Source organism: Ensifer sp. SSB1 (assembly GCF_016652895.1).
Taxonomy (GTDB): Bacteria; Pseudomonadota; Alphaproteobacteria; order Rhizobiales; family Rhizobiaceae; genus Ensifer.
Window position 1 is genome coordinate 1 of sequence record NZ_JAEPRP010000148.1, and the last position, 18,671, is coordinate 18,671.

The 18,671-nt window shown below is 60.0% G+C and carries 18 protein-coding genes and 3 pseudogenes; 9 read left to right on the forward strand and 12 right to left on the reverse strand.

Going from position 1 to position 18,671, the window contains the following annotated elements; all coding sequences use genetic code 11:
• Positions 1 to 182 (reverse strand): DUF938 domain-containing protein (locus tag I8N66_RS28140; RefSeq protein ID WP_291160981.1); only part of this gene is annotated, 182 nt, incomplete at its 3' end.
• A 112-nt stretch (positions 183 to 294) separates the two neighbouring features.
• A pseudogene (locus tag I8N66_RS28145) lies at positions 295 to 595 on the reverse strand (alpha/beta hydrolase); the annotation flags it as partial.
• 203 nt (positions 596 to 798) lie between these two features.
• On the opposite strand from I8N66_RS28145, the gene I8N66_RS28150 reads away from it, so the two are divergent.
• The 3 genes from I8N66_RS28150 to fabF all read left to right on the forward strand — a co-directional run bounded on the left by I8N66_RS28150 (position 799) and on the right by fabF (position 4,005).
• Positions 799 to 1,392, forward strand: a complete 594-nt coding sequence (locus tag I8N66_RS28150; protein ID WP_113536224.1) for a TetR/AcrR family transcriptional regulator — start codon at positions 799 to 801, stop codon at positions 1,390 to 1,392.
• A gap of 60 nt (positions 1,393 to 1,452) precedes the next feature.
• Positions 1,453 to 2,646 carry an acetyl-CoA C-acyltransferase gene (locus I8N66_RS28155; RefSeq protein WP_291160985.1) on the forward strand — a complete coding sequence of 398 codons (1,194 nt, stop codon included), beginning with the start codon at positions 1,453 to 1,455 and terminating at the stop codon, positions 2,644 to 2,646.
• A 90-nt stretch (positions 2,647 to 2,736) separates the two neighbouring features.
• A complete protein-coding gene (gene fabF, locus I8N66_RS28160; protein WP_291160988.1) occupies positions 2,737 to 4,005 on the forward strand; it encodes a beta-ketoacyl-ACP synthase II in 1,269 nt (422 codons plus the stop codon).
• Positions 4,006 to 4,238: 233 nt separating this feature from the next.
• Here fabF and I8N66_RS28165 read toward each other — a convergent pair.
• The 6 genes and pseudogenes from I8N66_RS28165 to I8N66_RS28190 form a co-directional block, all read right to left on the reverse strand.
• A pseudogene (locus I8N66_RS28165) lies at positions 4,239 to 4,424 on the reverse strand (MFS transporter); the annotation flags it as partial.
• 146 nt (positions 4,425 to 4,570) lie between these two features.
• Positions 4,571 to 5,014, reverse strand: coding sequence for a DoxX family protein (locus I8N66_RS28170; protein WP_291161018.1), 444 nt, complete (start codon positions 5,012 to 5,014; stop codon positions 4,571 to 4,573).
• A gap of 160 nt (positions 5,015 to 5,174) precedes the next feature.
• Positions 5,175 to 7,160 (reverse strand): amidohydrolase, encoded by a 1,986-nt coding sequence (locus I8N66_RS28175; RefSeq protein WP_291160991.1) that lies wholly within the window; start codon positions 7,158 to 7,160, stop codon positions 5,175 to 5,177.
• On the reverse strand, positions 7,160 to 7,438 hold the full coding sequence (locus I8N66_RS28180; RefSeq protein WP_291160994.1) for a XapX domain-containing protein: 279 nt from the start codon (positions 7,436 to 7,438) through the stop codon (positions 7,160 to 7,162). The genes I8N66_RS28175 and I8N66_RS28180 overlap by 1 nt, the downstream gene beginning before the upstream one ends.
• A gap of 64 nt (positions 7,439 to 7,502) precedes the next feature.
• Positions 7,503 to 8,192, reverse strand: a complete 690-nt coding sequence (locus I8N66_RS28185) for a hydrolase (RefSeq protein WP_291160996.1) — start codon at positions 8,190 to 8,192, stop codon at positions 7,503 to 7,505.
• 315 nt (positions 8,193 to 8,507) lie between these two features.
• Complete coding sequence (locus tag I8N66_RS28190; RefSeq protein ID WP_113536218.1) at positions 8,508 to 9,440, reverse strand: VOC family protein; 933 nt, start codon at positions 9,438 to 9,440, stop codon at positions 8,508 to 8,510.
• Between the two features lie 111 nt (positions 9,441 to 9,551).
• Between I8N66_RS28190 and I8N66_RS28195 the strand changes: the two genes are divergently transcribed.
• Positions 9,552 to 10,451, forward strand: coding sequence for a LysR family transcriptional regulator (locus I8N66_RS28195; RefSeq protein ID WP_291161000.1), 900 nt, complete (start codon positions 9,552 to 9,554; stop codon positions 10,449 to 10,451).
• A gap of 40 nt (positions 10,452 to 10,491) precedes the next feature.
• On the opposite strand, the gene I8N66_RS28200 is transcribed toward I8N66_RS28195, so the two are convergent.
• From I8N66_RS28200 to I8N66_RS28215, 4 genes and pseudogenes are all read right to left on the reverse strand, one after another.
• Positions 10,492 to 11,178 (reverse strand): gamma-glutamylcyclotransferase, encoded by a 687-nt coding sequence (locus I8N66_RS28200; RefSeq protein WP_291161002.1) that lies wholly within the window; start codon positions 11,176 to 11,178, stop codon positions 10,492 to 10,494.
• 117 nt (positions 11,179 to 11,295) lie between these two features.
• Entirely contained in the window at positions 11,296 to 11,754 is a 459-nt protein-coding gene (locus I8N66_RS28205; protein WP_291161005.1) for a Rid family hydrolase, read from the reverse strand.
• 97 nt (positions 11,755 to 11,851) lie between these two features.
• Positions 11,852 to 12,688: an alpha/beta hydrolase gene (locus tag I8N66_RS28210; RefSeq protein WP_365887989.1), complete on the reverse strand. Its 837-nt coding sequence runs from the start codon at positions 12,686 to 12,688 to the stop codon at positions 11,852 to 11,854.
• Between the two features lie 460 nt (positions 12,689 to 13,148).
• Positions 13,149 to 13,397 (reverse strand): annotated as a pseudogene (locus I8N66_RS28215) (LysR substrate-binding domain-containing protein); the annotation flags it as partial.
• Positions 13,398 to 13,652: 255 nt separating this feature from the next.
• Here I8N66_RS28215 and I8N66_RS28220 point away from each other — a divergent pair.
• The 5 genes from I8N66_RS28220 (at position 13,653) to I8N66_RS28240 (ending at position 18,671) form a co-directional block, all read left to right on the forward strand.
• A complete protein-coding gene (locus I8N66_RS28220; RefSeq protein WP_291161010.1) occupies positions 13,653 to 15,236 on the forward strand; it encodes a sulfatase-like hydrolase/transferase in 1,584 nt (527 codons plus the stop codon).
• Positions 15,237 to 15,664: 428 nt separating this feature from the next.
• Positions 15,665 to 16,135: a transposase gene (locus I8N66_RS28225; protein ID WP_291161011.1), complete on the forward strand. Its 471-nt coding sequence runs from the start codon at positions 15,665 to 15,667 to the stop codon at positions 16,133 to 16,135.
• Positions 16,132 to 16,488: an IS66 family insertion sequence element accessory protein TnpB gene (tnpB, locus tag I8N66_RS28230; RefSeq protein WP_291161012.1), complete on the forward strand. Its 357-nt coding sequence runs from the start codon at positions 16,132 to 16,134 to the stop codon at positions 16,486 to 16,488. The genes I8N66_RS28225 and tnpB overlap by 4 nt, the downstream gene beginning before the upstream one ends.
• 48 nt (positions 16,489 to 16,536) lie before the next feature.
• Positions 16,537 to 18,111 (forward strand): IS66 family transposase, encoded by a 1,575-nt coding sequence (locus tag I8N66_RS28235; RefSeq protein ID WP_291161013.1) that lies wholly within the window; start codon positions 16,537 to 16,539, stop codon positions 18,109 to 18,111.
• Positions 18,108 to 18,671, forward strand: a complete 564-nt coding sequence (locus tag I8N66_RS28240; protein ID WP_291161015.1) for a UPF0149 family protein — start codon at positions 18,108 to 18,110, stop codon at positions 18,669 to 18,671. Before I8N66_RS28235 ends, I8N66_RS28240 begins: the two co-directional genes overlap by 4 nt.

Genomic DNA, 18,671 nt, shown 5'->3' on the forward strand with positions numbered 1-18,671 from the left:
GCGTGCTCGCCGGTCCCGCAACCAATCTCCAGCACGGCCCCATGTGTTGGAAGGATACGTTTTAGGGCCGCGAGGATCGGCGCGGAATTTCGCGCAACGGAAGGCGAGAACATGCGCTGGTCGGAGCTTGTGTTGCGCAGTTCCAGCGCAACAGACGAGCGAACTTCCTTCTCTGTAGGCATGGGTCTTGAACCTCCTTTGGGCGATGTCTCCCACCTTATCGCTGAGATTGAGGGACTGAAACCTGGCTCAAGGGTTGCTTTCAAAAATCGGAGCGCGGAAGGCGACCGACCAGGTCAGCACATCGATGATCTTCAGATCCTCGGTGAAATCCGTCTCGGAGAACGCCTTGATGCCGAGGTAGTGTGCGTTCGCAGCCCCTGTCATGCCCTGACGCCACCAATTCGAGACCATGGCATCCGATCGTTTTACGCCCGCACGATTGAAGCCGCAGAAGGGCCCGCCGGTAACGTCCAGATAGAACTTTGATCTGTTTGCTGCCAAGGCAGCCCGAGACCCGTCGAAGACCTCGATCGGCAGTCCGGTGCTGGAGTCCCTGCGGCGATTGCCGCAACACTGATGGTGTCAAGAGAACACCCATTCGTCCCAATATTCTTATCGCTGAACCTGGGCGGCTCGGCTGATGCCGGTGTTTTTCTGCTCGCGTTGCCAAAGCACGAAGGGACGGCGAAAGGTTCTGGCTTGAGACTCTTAGATTTTATTCGCAATCTAAATCTTGACACGTAGATGGCGATCGAAATATAACTCCACAGTCGCATTTGCTTGGTTGGGGCTGAAATGAGAGTGAGCCGCGTACAGGCGGAGGAAAACCGCCGAACCGTCGTCGACGTCGCAAGTCGCCTTTTTCGGGAGAGAGGCTTCGACGGCATCGGTCTGAACGATCTGATGAAGGGCGCCGGCCTGACCCAAGGCGGTTTCTACAAACAATTCGAATCCAAGGACCACCTCATCCTTGAGGCCTCTTCCAAGGCCTTGGAGAAGGGCGTGGCGAACTGGGCGGGGGTCGTTTCCAAGGCAGCCGGCAAGCCGCTTCGCGCCCTCGTTCATTTCTACCTTTCCAGACAGCACCGTCAGGAAACAAGCATTGGATGCGCACTTGCCGCTCTCGCGCCGGAGGCTGCCCGCCGCAGCCCTGCTTTGCGCCAAGCTTTCGAGGCCGGCATCAACAACCACCTCGATATTCTCGACGGGATGGTCCCGTCCGACCCGGGCGGCGATACGCGCAACCGGTCTATCGCCGCACTCTCGACGATGGTCGGTGCGCTGGTGCTTTCACGCGCTGTAGACGACGAGCAACTCTCAAACCGGTTTCTTCAAGCCGCGGCCGAAAGTTTGCTCGCCGATGAGTCAGCATCGACGGCGCCGCACTAAAGCGCAGGCACTGCCCGCAAGAGACCTCCGCCATTTTTCCTCTTGAGGAAGGGATTTCACATGTCCAATCCATCGGACCCGATCGTGATCGTATCTGCCGTTCGCACGCCGCTTGGCCGTTTCCTCGGCGATCTTGCACCGGTCCGGGCGAGTTCGCTCGGCGCTCACGTCATCCGCGCCGCTCTTGAACGGGCACAGCTCTCGCCCGATCGTCCCGACGAGGTGCTGATGGGCTGTGTGCTTCCCGCTGGCCAGGGACAGGCCCCAGCCCGACAGGCCGCTCGCGACGCGGGTCTGCCCGATGCCGTTGGCGCCACCACGATCAACAAGGTCTGCGGTTCCGGCATGAAGGCGACCATGCTGGCGCATGATCTCATTGTCGCCGGATCGATCGATGTCGCCGTCGCCGGCGGTATGGAGTCGATGTCGAACGCGCCCTATCTGCTTTCCAAGGCGCGCGGTGGTTATCGCGCCGGGCATGACCGGATCTTCGACCATATGATGCTCGACGGGCTGGAAGATGCCTATGAGCCCGGCCGCCCGATGGGCGATTTTGGCGAGGCCGCAGCCGAAGCCTACGGCTTCAGCCGCGCAGATCAAGACGCCTATTCGGTCGAAACGCTGACACGCGCCCGCGCAGCGATCGAAGCCGGAGCCTTTGCCGCCGAGATCGCCCCGATCACTGTCGCTACCAAGGGCGCAGACAGGGTCATCAATACCGACGAACATCCGCTGAAGGTCTCGCCCGAAAAGATCCCGAACCTAAAGCCCGCCTTTCGCGCCAATGGCACGATCACGGCAGCGAGTGCGTCGGCCAATGCCGACGGTGCGGCCGCGCTCGTTCTGACCCGTCGTTCGATTGCCGAGCGCGAAGGCATGCCGATCCTCGCCGAAATCAAGGCGCATGCGACGCACAGCCAGGAACCCGCCTGGTACACGACGGCACCTATTCCAGCGATCCGCAAGCTCTTGGAAAAGACCGGCTGGAGCGTCGACGACGTCGACCTCTTCGAAATCAACGAAGCCTTCGCCATCGTCGCCATGGCGGCGGCCAGGGACCTTGGCATCGCCCGAGATCGGCTGAACGTCAATGGCGGCGCCTGCGCGCTCGGTCATCCGATCGGAGCCACCGGCGCGCGGCTGATCGTGACCCTGCTTCACGCATTGGCACGCCGCGGGCTTACCAGGGGTGTCGCAGCCCTCTGCATCGGCGGCGGTGAGGCGACCGCGATCGCCATCGAGCGCCCGCGCTGAGAGCACTGAACGCGGCCTGCAATCCAGAGCAATTTCGAGCAACACGAACGGTTTTCCATTCGATTGCGTAACCCCAGGTCAGGAGAGCCGATGCGTCGGATCGTTGTAACAGGAATGGGGGCGGTCAGCCCTTTGGCAGCGGGCGTTGAGGCAAGCTGGTCGCGGCTTCTTGCCGGACGCTCGGGACTTCGTCGTTTGCCGGATGAGGTCGTCGCCGACCTTGGCAGCAAGATTGCCGGGACGGTGCCTACGCCTGCCGACGACGCGGAGGCTGGCTTCGATCCCGATCGGGTCATCCCGCCGAAAGACCAGCGCAAGATGGACCGCTTCATCCTGTTGGCGCTGGCAGCTGCGGAAGAGGCAATCGAACAGTCCGGCTGGAAGCCGGCAACAGAAATCGAACAGCAGCGCACGGCCACGGTGATCGCATCCGGCATCGGTGGCTTCCCGGCGATCTCGGAAGCGGTGCGCACGGTCGATCAACGTGGCGTTCGGCGGCTCTCGCCCTTCACGGTGCCCTCGTTTCTGGTGAACCTCGCCGCCGGCCAGATTTCGATCCGCCACGGGTTCAAGGGGCCGATCGGCGCACCGGTGACTGCCTGCGCCGCGGGCGTCCAGGCGATCGGCGACGCCGCGCGGCTGATCCGTGCTGGCGAGGCGGATATCGCAGTCTGCGGCGGGGCTGAAGCCTGCATCAACACCATCAGCCTCGGTGGCTTCGCCGCCGCCCGCACTCTATCGACCAGTTTCAACGAGACGCCCGATCGCGCCTCGCGGCCGTTCGATGTGGATCGTGACGGTTTCGTCATGGGCGAAGGTGCCGGCATCGTCGTGATCGAGACGCTGGAGCACGCATTGGCGCGGGGTGCGACACCGATTGCCGAAGTCGTCGGCTATGGCACGACGGCCGATGCCCACCATATCACCTCAGGTCCGGAGGACGGCGCAGGCGCCCGGCGCGCCATGGAAATCGCCATCACCCAGGCCGGCATTCGTCCAAGCGATATCCGTCACCTTAACGCCCATGCGACCTCGACGCCCGTCGGCGACAAGGGCGAAATCGAGGCGATCAAGTCGGTCTTTGGAAACAACGGAAGTATCGCCGTCAGCGCGACGAAATCCGCAACTGGACATCTGCTGGGGGCTGCCGGCGGCCTGGAGGCGATCTTTACCGTGCTTGCGCTGCGCGACCAGGTGGTGCCGCCGACGCTCAATCTCGAAACGCCCGATCGGGCTGCCAAGGGCATCGACATCGTCGCCAACGCGGCGCGAAAGATGTCACTCGATTATGCCATCTCCAACGGCTTCGGCTTCGGTGGTGTCAATGCGAGCGTTGTGTTTCGCCGATGGCAAACGTGATCATAATTACGTCGGAGATTGCGGCCGATGTCTTCGTCGCGGCGAAGACCCATTGCATGCGGCGAACGCGTCAAAATCTGTCCGGACGGAACGCCGAAAGGGCGAAACCCGAAGAGCGATTTGAAGTCAGGTCAACAACTAGCTGCCCAGTGATCCCGGCCATCGCTAGGCCCAGATGGCCATGCCCGAAGGCATAGACCACCCGGTCTGAGCGCCGCGAAAACCCAAACCCGGGTGGACTGAATGCCGACAGCCTCACCGACCGCGCCCCAGCCGAGGCTTCCTGCTGTCATCGCACCGTTGAAGACGGTCAGATAGACGGCGAGACCACGACCTCGTACCCAGTTTGGTAGGACGGACTGCGCGGCGCCATTGAGTGTCGTCAGGGCGGTGATCCATGCGCCTCCGAGGAAAAGAAGTGCGATGAAGCAAGCGACAGGACATTAGCCAGGCGCTTGCGACATCGCGCATGAAGCTTCCTTGCCAAGCACGGTTGCGATCCAGAGGACCGCGAACACAGGCTGCGCGAGAGGAGCGAAGGTGCCCCTGGATGATTTTGCGGCGCTCATTTGCCAGCTTCCTTGGATAAGTCGAATGCGGCGACGAAGAGGAATGCGCCAGCGAGGCCGAGATGTTCGAAGAAGGCGTTGGTCGCCATCATGCGATCCAGGCCCGGAGCCATCTCCCAGAAGCGCAACGCGATAAAGGTCGCGAGAAGCGTGAAGCCGGCCAGCGCCAGGGAGCCCGCCCACCGCAGGAAACCGGAGATCACCAGGGCGGAAGCCGTCAGTTCAAATGCGATAACGGCGATTGCGAAGAACGCGGCCGGCTGCAGGCCGAAATGTTCCATCTCCGCCAACGCGCCATTGAAGTCGAAGATCTTGGTGAGCGAACCCTGGATATAGGCTGCGCAAAGTGCCAGCAGCGAAACCGTCCGCACAACAGGCGAGGCGACGACGCGTGCCAGGCCACTCCGGACTGAGTCGGATTTTAGAGATTGGTAGATCATATCTGCTCCTGCGTGGTCGCCGCGAGCGGCTGCGTTCGATGGAGCGATATTGTCTGGTTGCCGCCTTACCAACAATTGCAGCAATAGTTTCGATTTAATTGCAAAATCTGCAATTATAGAGTGATGCTCGGGTGACCAGATCACCCGAGCTGAAGTTTGCTCAGACCGCCCAGCAGGAGCAGCCGAGAGCGCCGAAGAAACCTTTGAGATCGGCGATCGGGAGCTTGGATGTCCAGGCACCGGCGTGGTCATGGCCGTGAACGCCGCAATCGCTCGCACATCCGCATGTGGAGATCGCGGTGCGGCGCAGGGAACGAGCGCCCGCCCCTTCCGGTTCACCCCAGGCCGCATAGCCGCCGAATTTGCGGACAGGCGACCAGTCGGGCATCGCAGGCGGGATGTCGTTCTCGTCCAGCGTCTTGAAGTCGCCCGCGCCATAGACGATCTTGCCGCCGACCATGGTCAGCTCCGATACCAGGAAGGAAATCTCATCCTCGGCGCAGGAGAAGAAATCCTTGTCCGGCACCACGAGGTCGGCAAACTGGCCCTTCTCAATACGCCCCTTCTTACCCTCCTCATTGGAGAACCATGTGACCTTTTCCGTCCACATCCGCAGCGCGGTTTCACGGTCGAGGCAGTTGGCCCGCGGATAGAGCTGCAGGCCGCCAACGGTCTTGCCAGTCACCATCCACGATAGCGAAACCCAAGGATTATAGGAGGCGACGCGGGTGGCGTCGGTGCCAGCCGAGACGTTCACGCCCTTGTCGAGCATCTTCCTGATCGGCGGTGTCGCTTCCGCGACGCCGTGCCCGTAGCGCTCGACGAAGTATTCGCCCTGATACGCCATGCGGTGCTGCGTGGCGATACCACCACCGAGGGCGGCGATCCGGTCGATCGAGCGGTCGGAGATCGTTTCTGCGTGGTCGAAGAACCAGTTCAAACCTTCGAGCGGGATGTCCTTGTTGACCTTCTCGAACACGTCGAGGGCGCGAGAGATCGTCTCGTCGTAGGTGGCATGCAGACGCCAGGGCCAGCGGTTTTCCGCCAGGACGCGGACGACCTCTTCAAGCTCGCCTTCCATTTCCGGGGCCATCTCCGGACGCGGCTGGCGGAAGTCCTCGAAGTCGGCGGCCGAGAAGACGAGCATCTCGCCGGCGCCGTTGTGGCGGAAGTAGTCATTGCCCTGCTTGTATTTGACTGACTGCGTCCAGTTCAGGAAGTCCTGCTTCTCTTCCTTCGGTTTCTGGGTGAAGAGGTTGTAGGCCAACCGCACCGTCATCTGGTTCTCGTCGGAAAGCTTCTGGATGACTTCATAATCGTCGGGATAGTTCTGGAAGCCGCCGCCTGCATCGATGACACCTGTCACGCCGAGGCGGTTGAGTTCGCGCATGAAGTGGCGGGTCGAGTTGACCTGATAGTCGAGAGGAAGCTTCGGACCCTTCGCAAGTGTCGAATACAGAATGCCTGCATTCGGCTTGGCGAGAAGCATGCCCGTGGGGTTCCCGCTGGCATCACGCGTAATCTCGCCGCCAGGCGGGTTCGGCGTATCGCGGGTGTATCCGACGGCACGAAGAGCGGCGCCGTTGAGCAGCGCGCGGTCGTAGAGATGAAGGAGGAAGACAGGCGTGTCGGGCGCGACTGAGTTGATTTCCTCGATGGTGGGGAGGCGTTTTTCGGAGAACTGGTGTTCGGTGAAGCCGCCGACCACGCGTACCCATTGCGGCGCAGGCGTGATCGCCACTTGGCGCTTCAGCATGTCCATGGCGTCGGCGAGCGAGCGCACGCCATCCCAGCGCAGTTCCATGTTGTAGTTCAGGCCACCGCGCACGACGTGGGTGTGGTTGTCAATGAGACCGGGCAGGACACGCTTGCCCTTGAGATCAACGACCCTGGTGCTGGAACCTGCGAGTGCGATGATCTCGCTGTCGGATCCGACTTCGAGAAACAGACCATCCTTGATGGCGATCGCTGTCGCATTCGGATTGGTTCGGTCAAGAGTGGTCACGCGGCCATTGTGGAGGATCAAGTCGGGATGCTGCACCGTGGTTACTCCGGTCTGGCTGGGATCGGCGGCTTTCGCCGGTGAGAAGAGGTTCGAGAAAGCAAGGCTCGATGCGCCTCCAAGAAAGGATCGACGCGTCGTCATCAGCTCCGCTCCCCTACATGAACCTTCGTCTGATGAGCAACCTCGTTGCCCTTCGGCAGATGACCGAACATGTGTGGCTTGATCTGATGGATCCATGAAATGGCCGCCGGTTCCCTCGTCCAGAGAGATTTCGCGAGCGGGATGATCTGTTCGCCGACCAGGATGCCCAAAAGGCCAACGAGGGCGATAACGGGCGGCGCGGGTGAGCGGACATTGAGCAGGCTGTAGACGACGCCGACAAGCAGGCCTGCGCCTAGCGATAGGAGGTAGAGCTTCATGGGATGATCTCCGGTTGCGAAAGGGCCACTCCGACCGTGTGATCGGAGCGGTTGGATCGGGCCCCTACTTTGCGGGGTTCGGGCCGATGCGCTTGCCATGCTTGACGCGTTCTTCTGCGCCATGAACCATCGTGTAGGCGTAGTCGATGCCCATGCCGTAAGCGCCGGAATGCTCCTTCACCAGCGTGGTGACCGCATCGTAGGTTTCCTTCCGCGCCCAATCGCGCTGCCATTCGAGCAGGACCTGCTGCCAGGTGACCGGGATCACGCCTGCCTGCACCATCCGGTCCATCGCGTACTTGTGCGCGTCCGCGGAAGTGCCGCCGGAAGCATCGGCGACCATGTAGATCTCGTATTCCGGAACATCATGGAGAGCGGAAAGAGCAAAAGTAGTGTTGCAGACCTCGGTCCAGAGACCGGAGACGACGATCTTCTTCCGGCCGTTGGAGGCATTCTTCGCCAGAGCGTCACGGACGTTCTGATCGTCCCAGGAGTTCATCGACGTGCGCTCGAGGAGGTCGTTCTCCGGGAAAACGCCAAGGAGTTCGGGAAAGGTGTTGCCAGAGAAGGATTGCGTCTCGACCGTGGTGATCGTGGTCGGGATATCGAAGATCTTGGCGGCCTTGGCAAGGCCGACGACATTGTTCTTCAACGTCTGGCGGTCAATCGACTGGACACCGAAGGCCATCTGCGGCTGCTGGTCAATGAAGATGAGCTGGCTGTTCGCCGGGGTCAGGACTTCAAGCTTGGACATGGTTCTTTCCTCTTCGGTTGCGGCCCGTGTGCGGTGCCAGAAAATGGTCAGCAGCGGTCGATCGGACGCCGTCGAGCGGCGCTCGCTCCGCAATTCTTTGAGTGTTGCTGGCTCCGTTCCGGGCCGATGCACTCGTCGTCTTGGCTGCTGAAAACAAACTTACCGCGCCGCTACCACCCGAGGAATTGCAATAAAAATTTTGATTGAATTGCTATATTTGAAATAATCGTTGCTTGGGGGCACGTTAGAAACGGAAGAACGCCGCGATCCTTTCGGATCACGGCGCTGTCATTCCAAACTTTCGGTGACTGCTGCCTATACCGCCAGCGGCACGAGATTGGCCTGGATCTGTTCGCGGTATTCCTCGTATCTGGCCGGAAGTTTAAGGGCTTCCCCGAGGTGGGCTGTATCCTCGTCGCGGTTGAATCCAGGCTCGTTTGTGGCGACCTCGAAGAGGATACCGCCCGGCGTGCGGAAGTAGATGGCCCAGAAATAATCGCGGTCGATGACGGGGGTGACCTGGTAGCCGGTGTCCATCAGCGCCTTGCGCACCTCTAGCTGCTTCTCGCGGTTGTCGACGGCGAATGCGATATGGTGCACCGAACCTGCACCTTGTCGCGCGAACGGCGTCTTTGGCAACGCCAGTAGATCGATCGTGTCCGCTCCGTTACCGTTGGGTATGATGAAGCGTACGACGTCGCCCTCCTTCTCGGCGCGCTCGTAGCCCATGAAGCCGAGCAGCTCCTCCGTTGCAGCGGTGTCGTGCAGGCTGAAGCGCGCGCCAGCGAAACCGCGGATGGCTGCATCATCTGGAATACCATCTGCCAGCCATGGAGCACGCTTGTCGTCAGCGGACTCGATAAGCGCAAAGCTGTCGCCGTCCGGTCCCATGAAACGGAGTCGGTCGACGCCGAAGACAGTATCGCGCTCCAGACCGTCCACGCCTTTGGTTGTGAAGCGATCCTGCCAGAACTTCAGCGATCCCTCGGGAACGGAGAACTGGGTCTCGCCGACTTCACCGACACCGGGGCGGCCAAGCATCATGTTCGGGAATGGGAAGTAGGTCATCACCGTTCCGGCCGAGCCCGCCTCGTCACCATAGTAGAGGTGATAGACGCTCGGGTCGTCGAAGTTGACAGTCTGCTTGACGCGACGAAGACCGAGCGTGTCGGTGAAGAATCGGTTGTTCTGCCGCGCGTCCGATGCCATCGAAGTCACGTGGTGCAGTCCCTTGATGTCCTTGATCATCCTGAAGCCTCTCGGTTTGTGTTCCGGTGTTGATAAGAATGTAGACCCGTTGATCGTCGTTCAGAATTGCAATATTCCTTTTGATTGAATTGCAATTCATGAAACAATGAGATGAACGACTACAAAGCTCTCCGAACCTTTCTGCTCGCGGCTGAGAAGCGGAACTTTGCCCAGGTCGCCCGCGAACTGGACATGACGCCCGCAGCCGTCACACGGGCGATCGCCGCGCTCGAGGCGGAACTTGGCGTGCAGCTCTTCGTTCGCACGACGAGGCAGGTATCGCTGACAACCGACGGCGCAATCTTTGCGGCGCAGATCCAGCCAGCGTTCAAGACTCTGGAGGAGGCGCGGCGCGAAGTAATGAACGCACACAAGTCGGACGAGGGCCGGCTGCGTATCAGTGCGCCGACATGGTTCGGCAAGACAGTGCTGCCGCCGATCCTGTCTGGGTTCAAGGAACGCTATCCGAAGATGAGCTTCGAGATCTCGCTGTCCGATGGATTGGTGAACATCGTCGACGACGACTACGATCTGGCGATCCGCATCTCGTCGCAGCCTTCGGACAAGTTCACGATCTGGAGGAAGATCCGGGTGGTGCCGCGCATCCTGGTTGCCGCTCCCGGAAGCAGATACGTCGACATGCAGCATCCGAACGAACTGAAGCCCGATGACTGCCTCGCCTACAGCGGCGAAAGCCGGCGTGAGAACTGGGTGCTGTCGGACGGTGCGTCAAGCATCGTGATTTCGGCAGGTCGAGCCTTCAGCGCGAACAGCGGAGAGGTTCTGGCGGACATGGCCGCCGACGGCGCGGGTGTCGCGCTGCTTCCAGGATTCAACATCGCCGATCACATCAGTAGCGGTCGCCTCGTCCACGTCTTCAAGGGATGGGCGCCGCCCGAACTGTGGCTGACGCTGTTCTACCCGCCCTACCAAACCCTCCCGCCAAGGATTGCGTCATTCTCCAAGTTCTTCGAGGAGCAGGTCGCGGCAAAGATGGTCATGTTGGACTGACGCACGCAAATGCCCGTCACCATGATCTGGCACACCCGTTTCAGATTGGATCATGCTGTTGGAGTGCTCGAAGCCTACCCGCGACTATTTGCTGTAGCTGCCATAGGTTTCGATCATAGATTTTGCGGTCCGCCAGATCTGAAACCGTCCGATGCAGGTATTCCGCGCAAGATCCGGCAGGTCCACAGGCCTGCGCGATCAACCCTGCCGCCTCTTCGAGGGGGATCTTCTGCGTGAGCGCAGATTGCCTGCCGCTCGCCCAGAACGCGAGCGCCCGCCGCACACCCGTCGGTGTCTTGACTGAAACCCAACGCACCATGTCGCACACTTCGGCATACCGTAGCTCTCGCGCCAGAAGAGTGCGCAGATCCTCCCTCTTGGTAGCGCACGCAAGCTTGAGGACAAGACCCGAACAGCTTCCGCCTGGCCGAAGCGCGAGCATGAGACCGGGCGCGTCGGAGGTGGCCCTCAGCCGCTCAATCCTCAACGAGAACGCACGGTGCCAGCCGTAAGCGACGGCCTCTTCGCTGGCGGCCACCTCGAAACCCGGGTTCCACATCAAGGAACCATACGCGAACACCCATATCTCCTCGTCACCGGCCTCTTCCTCAACCCTGCAGACGAGGTCGTCGAGCTGCTCAGGCGAGATCGGATGCCAATTGGGTTCCGGGCCCTCGTCTTTTACAATTCTGATGGTCGTGGCGACGAGGTCGGGGGTAAGGTCCATGGTAGCAGGTGCGGGCGCCTTGGCGGCCGGTGTCTTTGGCATCGTGTCAACCGTTTCAACGAGTTTGCCGCCGGCGGCTCATGGCCTCCGGCGGTTCTTGGAGTGGCTGCCGCCCGATCAATCAGCGGGTCGGTTGATGATTGCCCGGAACGTGATTTCGACGAGCTGCTCGGGGAAAGCCAGCGCCGAAACCCCGATGAGATTGCTGGCGCACTGGGGCACATCGGTGCCGTACATTTCCTTGCGGACCTTGGATCCAGCGGCAAAGGCGCTAGGAACATCAAGCACGTACAGCGTCTCTTCAACGACATCATCGAGGGTCGCACCGTATCTGGCCAGCAGCGTCTTTGCGTTGACGTAGGTCTGGCGGATCTGGCTCTCCATCTGCGAGAAGTCCACAGGCCGCCTATCCTCATCGAGTTCCGCCGGAGCGACAAGATTGCCGTCGTCATCGTGGCTCAACTGGCCCGAGAGATAGATAGTGTCCTTGACCTGCACGGCCTGAACATATCCGAAGGCGCGCTCCCAGGCGACGCCATGGTTCTCTACCTTTTTGGATGGTTTGCTGTTCGTCATGATAGCTTCCTTGCATAGAATGATGGCGCGCCGAGTACGCACTCGTGGTTCATGGAGGCGACGGATGCTTGGGAGGCCGCACCCGCCGCCGGAGCGATCAGGCCTTCACGAAGGCCAGGAGATCGGCATTCAAGACATCTGCGTTGACGGTCAGCATGCCATGCGAGAAGCCGGGATAGGTCTTGAGCGCGCCATTCATCAGGAGCTTGGAAGACTTCAGTGCAGAGTCTTCGATCGGCACGATCTGGTCGTCTTCGCCGTGTAAGACCAGCGTCGGCACCGTGATGGCCTTCAGGTCTTCCGTCTGGTCGGTTTCGGAGAAAGCCTTGATGCCATCGTAATGGGCCTTCGCTCCGCCCATCATGCCCTGGCGCCACCAATTCTGGATCACGCCTTCCTGGACTGTGGCACCATCACGGTTGAAGCCGTAGAACGGGCCGGCCGGAACGTCGCGGAAGAACTGCGCGCGGTTGGCGGCAAGCGCCGAACGGAACCCGTCGAAGACTTCCATCGGCAGGCCTTCAGGATTGGCTTCAGTCTTGAGCATCAGTGGAGGCACGGCGGAGACGAGAACCGCCTTGGCGACGCGACCGCTCGGCTGGCCGTGCTTGGCGACATAGCGGGCGACCTCGCCACCACCAGTCGAGTGACCGATGTGGACGGCATTCTTAAGGTCGAGCGCTTCGACGACGGCAAAGGCATCCGCGGCGTAATGATCCATATCATGGCCGTCGGAAACCTGGGCGGAACGTCCGTGACCACGGCGATCATGAGCAACGACGCGATAACCCTTCGACAGGAAGAACAGCATCTGAGCATCCCAGTCGTCCGACGACAGCGGCCAGCCGTGGTGGAAGACGATCGGCTGAGCGTCCTTCGGACCCCAGTCCTTGTAGAATATCTCAACGCCGTCCTTGGTGGCGACATATGCCATTGTCTTGGTTCCTTCGGTTATGCTGGATGCTGATGCAGCCTTGGCTGCTAGATTGAGCGATGGTGAAATCGCAAAGGCTGCGACGGCGGCACCAGCGGAACGAAGCGCGCTCCTGCGTGTGATGGAAGAAAAGGTCTGGGTCATTTTCGTCTGCCTGCGGCTTCTTCATTGAGGCTTCAGTCGACACTAAGTTCGTCTGACGGGCTGATAGTGCCGCAAGCGCATGGCGCTCACAATTGCGCCAATAGTTTCGATTTTATTGCGGAAATTGAAACGGTGAGGCGATCGATGGTCCGATGGTTCCTCAACATTTCGCCACGCTACGGTCCGATCAGCCCAGGTCCTGAATGCTCAAGCGGAGACAAACGCCTTGGTCTGGTACAGCCGCACCGCGCAGCGGCTTGGAGCTAGGCCAATGGCCGATCGTGAAGTGAGGGTGGGCGATCAAGCACCCTCCCCCTCACCTGCCCGGCCGCGCCAGCGACCGGGCAATGTCGACGATGTCGTCCCGTGACGCCGTCGGATCTTCCTTGTTCCAGGCGACGCCCAGCCCGATCTTCAGATCGACGCCGCGCACGGACTTAAGCTCGAAGTTGCGGTTCGGCAGATCCTTCGTCCATTCCGGCGCAAAGCCGATGCCGAGGCCGGCTGAAACCAGCGACACCAGCGAGAACGTGTCGTCGCAGCTATAGGCGGTGTTGCCGGTCAGCCGTAGCCTCGATTATCGAACTCACTGGTCATTTGGGCAGTGTCGCGGTTTTAGGATGAACCGAGCGCGGTCGAAGCCTTGATCTTCCTGCGGCTGTAAGGATCGGGCAAAAGCGGAAAAGCCCATTCTCGTTCATAGTGCATGCGACGTCATCAAAGTTTTCCACCAGAACGAGCATTTTCACGAAGACTATTAGTCTGACATTAACAACTATACCGCCTTCTTGCGCTGTTATTCTCGCACAGGTTGCTTGTAATGGCTGATCAGACTCATACCAAGCGATTCTTTTGGCCGGTTTGGGCGTTCGTTTTCGCCTACAGGCTAACGCATATTTTTGTTTATGCCGTTGACGTCAATCCGTCCGTCATCCTTTACTTATTCCCAATTGTGGGCTTGGCCTTCTTCCTGATGCGCCTTGGGCGATCGGCCCCAAATGCGAGGTCCGACGCCGGCTGGTGGCTGCCCCTCGCCCCGCTTACCCTCTGGATGATTTGGCATGTTTTCGTTCAGGTGTTCGGCGCCTTTTCGATACCTGCTATCCTATTTCACCTTCAATACGATCTCGGCTCCAACGATGTTGCCTCCGAAGTCGCTCTGCAAATAGCGAATGCCATTCTCCCATTTGTTCTTGTCGCGACCTGTTGGGTTGCGTTTGCGCGAGGAAACAGACAGCTACAACGATTTGGCCGAGCAATGGTCTTGCCCTTCCTCGTGGTCAACCCGTTTATAACGGCAACGGCAGCGTACCTTAAGAGCGCCTATTCCACATCCAGTATTTCCCTGGCTTCCTACTACACCGACCCGTCCCTTGCGGCGGCGCCGACGGAGAAGCCCAAGAACCTGATCCGCGTCATTCTGGAGAGCACCGAAAGAACAATCTGGAACGAGGATTTGTTCGGCCATGTCGCAGCACCGCTGAAAAAGCTCGAACAGCGTGGATTCTCGGCAACCGGAATTCACCAGATAGAACTTACGGGATGGACGCTCGCTGGAACGGTGGCGAGCGATTGCGGCGTGCCCCTCTTCAGCCTTGGTGCAATCGACCGCAACGAGTTCTCGAACATTGCCGATTTTATGCCGAACGCGACATGCCTGGGCGACGTGCTCGCACGGGACGGCTACCGACAGGTTTTTATCAAGGGAGCTCAGCTTAGCTTTTCGGGCACCGACCGGTATCTCGCCGCCCACAAATATGAAGAGACATACGGCTTCGACGAGCTCGCGGGCGAAGAACGCGTCTCTGACAATGATTGGGGCCTGGACGACGAACGCGTTTTTGAAGCTGCGTTTCAACAGATCGAGCTGTTGAAACGCGAAGCAAAGCCGTTCCATATGACGCTTCAAACTCTGGGTGGCCACAGCCCACGCGGCTATATATCAAATGGCTGCACAGGACGTTCGGACATTTTGAGCTATCCGAATGACACGCTCAGGGCTCTGGCGTGCACCAATGCCTTGACTGCCGAGTTTGTCGACCGCCTGGAGCGGTCTGGCCTTATGGAAGACACTGTCCTTGTCATTCAAAGCGACCATCTTGCCATGCGCAACGAGATATATTCGATGCTTGAGGGTCAGGAGCGGCGCAACATGCTGATTATTATCAAAGAGGGAATTTCAGGCCAAACAGCCCCAAAGGCTGGAAGTATGATCGATGTCCTTCCGACGATCCTGGAGGCCATGAACTACGAGCTTCCGAACGATCGGGCCGGCTTGGGAACATCGTTGTTTTCCTCCGCACCAACTTTGGTTGAGCAGATAGGCTTGCCTTTCCTTGATCATTCCATCCTGGCCGATACCGCATTGCGCGACCGCCTATGGGGCCTGAAACCATCGACTTGATCCGCCGGAAGCCCGGACACAGCTACTTCACTCGGATATGTGAGCCGCTATCCAGAGCGGGGACGACCGTCCTCAAGAAGCATTTATTGGTCACCAAGCGACCGCCGCTAAATTGCGGCCAGATACGTGGAAGAGGGTCAAGTGCAGCCATTCGACGGCGTCGCCGAAGGCCATAGCGCGGCTGTCATGCCGCATTTGCGCGAATGCGGGTGATCCCCCACTGGAAACAACCCGGCTCGTATCATTGATGAGCGCGACGCTTAAGAACTTTGACCTGGACCGGGTGCCCATTTCGTTTTGGTTCGCATGCCGCCCAAAGCGGCATTATCGTTAACGGCGAATGAACCGTGAGCGCTACGAACGGCCCACCTTTCCTTTTGTGATTGAGGCCGCGAGATAAGCTCCTTCACCGAAAGGAGCGGAACGGGATGGTTGGAGATCGCGCTGATGCCATGCTTGAAGTCATGGATGAAGACATGCATGAAGCCAGGCATGAGGGAAAATATCGTCGGATCGAGGTGATCACCGGTCGTCGCCAGCGGCGGAATTGGACTGACGAGGAGAAGGCGCGCATCCTTGCGGAAAGCGCGGAACCTGACGTGAACATCTCGGCCGTTGCTCGGCGCTGGGGCGTCAATCGCGGCTTGCTGAATGTTTGGCGTCGGGATGCTGGGCTGACCACTCGTCCCTCGGCCAAGGTCTGCGCGCAGCAGGCGATGTTCGTGCCGGTAACGGTGGTCGGCGATCAAGCGGCCCACCAGGGCTCTCGATCGGATGCCGCCCACTTCACCGCAGGTCGGATTGAGATCGAGATTGCTGGCGCGCGCATGACAGTGATCGGTACGGTGGCGCCCGAGTTGGCGCAAGCGATCGTGGCGGCGTTGCGGGGGCGCCGGTGATCGGACTTTCCCCTAGTGGAGTGAAGATCATGGTTGCGACGCAGCCTGTCGACTTCCGGCGCGGCATGAATGGCCTGGTGGCATTGGTGGCATCGGCGCTTGCGGCTGATCCGTATTGCGGCGACGTGTTCGTGTTCCGCGCCAAGCGTCTCGATCGCCTTCGCTGCATTTATTGGGATGGATCCGGCATGATCCTAGCGACGAAGTGGCTTGAGGCGGGAAAGTTTGTTTGGCCGCCGATCCGCGATGGCGCGATGCAGATGACGCGCGAAGAGTTCTCGCTTCTGCTGGTCGGTATCGACTGGACAAGGGTGACGCAGAACCCGGTAAAACGCCCCTTGAAAGTAGGTTGATCCTATTGGTTTTGCTTGATGATTCCGGCCTTCGTGGTAGGATCCGTCATGCCGCTTCGACACGATGCCTTGCCCCAGGACGCTGCGCAATTGACCCGGATCATTCTCTCGCTCAACGAAGAGAATGCCGACCTTAAGGCGCGCGTGGCCTTCCTTGAGGGCCAGCTTTTTGGGACGAAATCGGAGAAGATGACGACCATCGATCCGACGCAGGCGATCCTTGACCTTGGCGATCTGAGCGACATTCCCGTTGCTGCCAATGACGATGTCGCGCCGATCGGTGAATACAAAACGCAAGCACGGCGATCGCCAGCTCGCAACATCGGCCACTTGCCCAAGCACCTTCCGCGTTATGACGAGGTCATCGAGCCGGAGAGCAAGATTTGCCCCTGCTGTTCGTTCGAGCTGCATTGCATCGGCATGGATGTCAGCGAGGCGCTCGACATCGTGCCTGCCGTAGTCCGGGTGAAACGGACGACCCGGCCACGTTATGCCTGCCGGGCCTGCGAGAGTGGCATTGTGCAAGCGCCCGCGCCAGCACGCGTGATGGATGGCGGCATGGTGACCACGGCATTCGCTGCCCATGTCGCCGTTTCGAAGTTTGCCTGGCATCTGCCGCTTCATCGTCAAGCCCAGATGCTTGCCTCCTGCGGCGTGATCATCGATCGCGGCACGCTCGGCGCCTGGGTCAAGCGGGTCTCCTGGTGGCTTGAGCTTCTCTACGATGCGCTCACCGCCTTCATCCGCTCGCAGCCGAGGGTGTTCTGTGATGAGACGCCGCTTCCGCGGCTCGATCCGGGGCGCAAACGAACCAAGGTCTGCCAGTTATGGGCGCAAGCGGTCGACGATCGCCCATGGAATGGTCCGGCGCCGCCGGCGGTGGCCTACACTTTTGCCGAAAGCCGTAGCGCTCGCGAGGTTGAGGGGCAGCTGTTGTCGTTTGCCGGCGTGCTGCAAGTCGATGGGTATCAAGCCTACAAAACCATGGTCAAGCGTCGTGGAAAGAGCAATGTCGCGCCAGTGCGGCTGGCCTTCTGTATCGCCCATGCCCGGCGCAAGTTCGTCGATGTCGTCAAGCTGACCGGATCTTCGGAGGCTTTGTCGATCCTCGCCAGGATCGCCGAAATCTATCGCATCGAGGCAGACTTGCGCGGGGAGAATGCCGATACCCGGCTTATCGTCAGGCGCCGCGAGGCGGCGCCCATCATGGGAGAGCTGAAGGCCAAGCTCACGGAACTGAGTGACGAGGTGTCGTCGAAATCGGCGCTTGGCAAGGCGGTTTCCTATACACTCAACCACTGGGGCGGACTGACGGCCTTCCTGGAGGATGGCCGCGTTGAGGTGGACTCCAATGTAGTCGAGCGTTCGATGAAGTCGGTGGCTTTGACGAGAAAGAACTCGCTGTTCGTAGGCAGTCCCGGCGGCGGCAAGACCTTCGCGGTCATCGCGTCCCTCGTCAACACCTGTAAATTGAACGGCGTGGATCCCGAGGTCTGGCTTGCCGATGTGCTGGAGCGGATCATCTCCGGCAAAGTGACAGCCAACGAGATTGAAAGTCTCCTGCCTTGGACCTGGAAGGCTGAGCGTGACGCGATGACACAGCAGGAGCGACGGGCGGCATGACACGGAACAGTCAGCAGACGACGGAACGACCAAAGCTCGACGACGAGGCGTTCGAAGCCTTTCTCAGGGGACGACGTCCGGCATCGCCAGTTTGGTCAATGAGCGGTCTCGATGGCTACCTTACGGCGCTCATCATCGGTCCGAAGTTCATCGACCCACGCCAATGGATCCCGGAGTTGACCGGTCCGGATGCCCTGAACCTGCCGATGGAAACAACCGAACATCAAGCGGTGCAGACGATCGTTGCAGAGTACAACCGCATCTCGGCAAGCCTTTCCGAAACACCGAGAGACCACCGGCCCAGGTTCACCAGGATCGATGATCAGACCTTTGATATCTTCGATTGGGACCTCTGCTTTCTGCTGGGAACAGAATACGCGCCTAAGCTTTGGAGGCCCGTCCTTCGAGGTCATGCCGTCACTGGGGATATCATCGCACCCATCCGCAAGCTCGGCGAGGCAAAACGGAAAGCGACAAGCCAGGATGCTGCTGACGTCGCCGGGGCACTCGTCAATATCCGAACCTACTTTATGCCGAAGCGGGCAAAGCAGAAGTTCTGA

Bases quoted from the DNA above. Each gene is read 5' to 3' on its own strand.
- I8N66_RS28220 (WP_291161010.1), top strand. From the start codon at position 13,653: ATGGCTGATCAGACTCATACCAAGCGATTCTTTTGGCCGGTTTGGGCG.
- I8N66_RS28235 (WP_291161013.1), top strand. From the start codon at position 16,537: ATGCCGCTTCGACACGATGCCTTGCCCCAGGACGCTGCGCAATTGACC.
- I8N66_RS28150 (WP_113536224.1), top strand. From the start codon at position 799: ATGAGAGTGAGCCGCGTACAGGCGGAGGAAAACCGCCGAACCGTCGTC.
- fabF (WP_291160988.1), top strand. From the start codon at position 2,737: ATGCGTCGGATCGTTGTAACAGGAATGGGGGCGGTCAGCCCTTTGGCA.
- I8N66_RS28200 (WP_291161002.1), bottom strand. From the start codon at position 11,178: ATGGACCTTACCCCCGACCTCGTCGCCACGACCATCAGAATTGTAAAA.
- I8N66_RS28190 (WP_113536218.1), bottom strand. From the start codon at position 9,440: ATGATCAAGGACATCAAGGGACTGCACCACGTGACTTCGATGGCATCG.
- I8N66_RS28240 (WP_291161015.1), top strand. From the start codon at position 18,108: ATGACACGGAACAGTCAGCAGACGACGGAACGACCAAAGCTCGACGAC.
- I8N66_RS28155 (WP_291160985.1), top strand. From the start codon at position 1,453: ATGTCCAATCCATCGGACCCGATCGTGATCGTATCTGCCGTTCGCACG.
- I8N66_RS28210 (WP_365887989.1), bottom strand. From the start codon at position 12,688: ATGGCATATGTCGCCACCAAGGACGGCGTTGAGATATTCTACAAGGAC.
- I8N66_RS28175 (WP_291160991.1), bottom strand. From the start codon at position 7,160: ATGACGACGCGTCGATCCTTTCTTGGAGGCGCATCGAGCCTTGCTTTC.
- I8N66_RS28180 (WP_291160994.1), bottom strand. From the start codon at position 7,438: ATGAAGCTCTACCTCCTATCGCTAGGCGCAGGCCTGCTTGTCGGCGTC.
- I8N66_RS28195 (WP_291161000.1), top strand. From the start codon at position 9,552: ATGAACGACTACAAAGCTCTCCGAACCTTTCTGCTCGCGGCTGAGAAG.
- I8N66_RS28205 (WP_291161005.1), bottom strand. From the start codon at position 11,754: ATGACGAACAGCAAACCATCCAAAAAGGTAGAGAACCATGGCGTCGCC.
- I8N66_RS28225 (WP_291161011.1), top strand. From the start codon at position 15,665: ATGGTTGGAGATCGCGCTGATGCCATGCTTGAAGTCATGGATGAAGAC.
- I8N66_RS28170 (WP_291161018.1), bottom strand. From the start codon at position 5,014: ATGATCTACCAATCTCTAAAATCCGACTCAGTCCGGAGTGGCCTGGCA.
- I8N66_RS28185 (WP_291160996.1), bottom strand. From the start codon at position 8,192: ATGTCCAAGCTTGAAGTCCTGACCCCGGCGAACAGCCAGCTCATCTTC.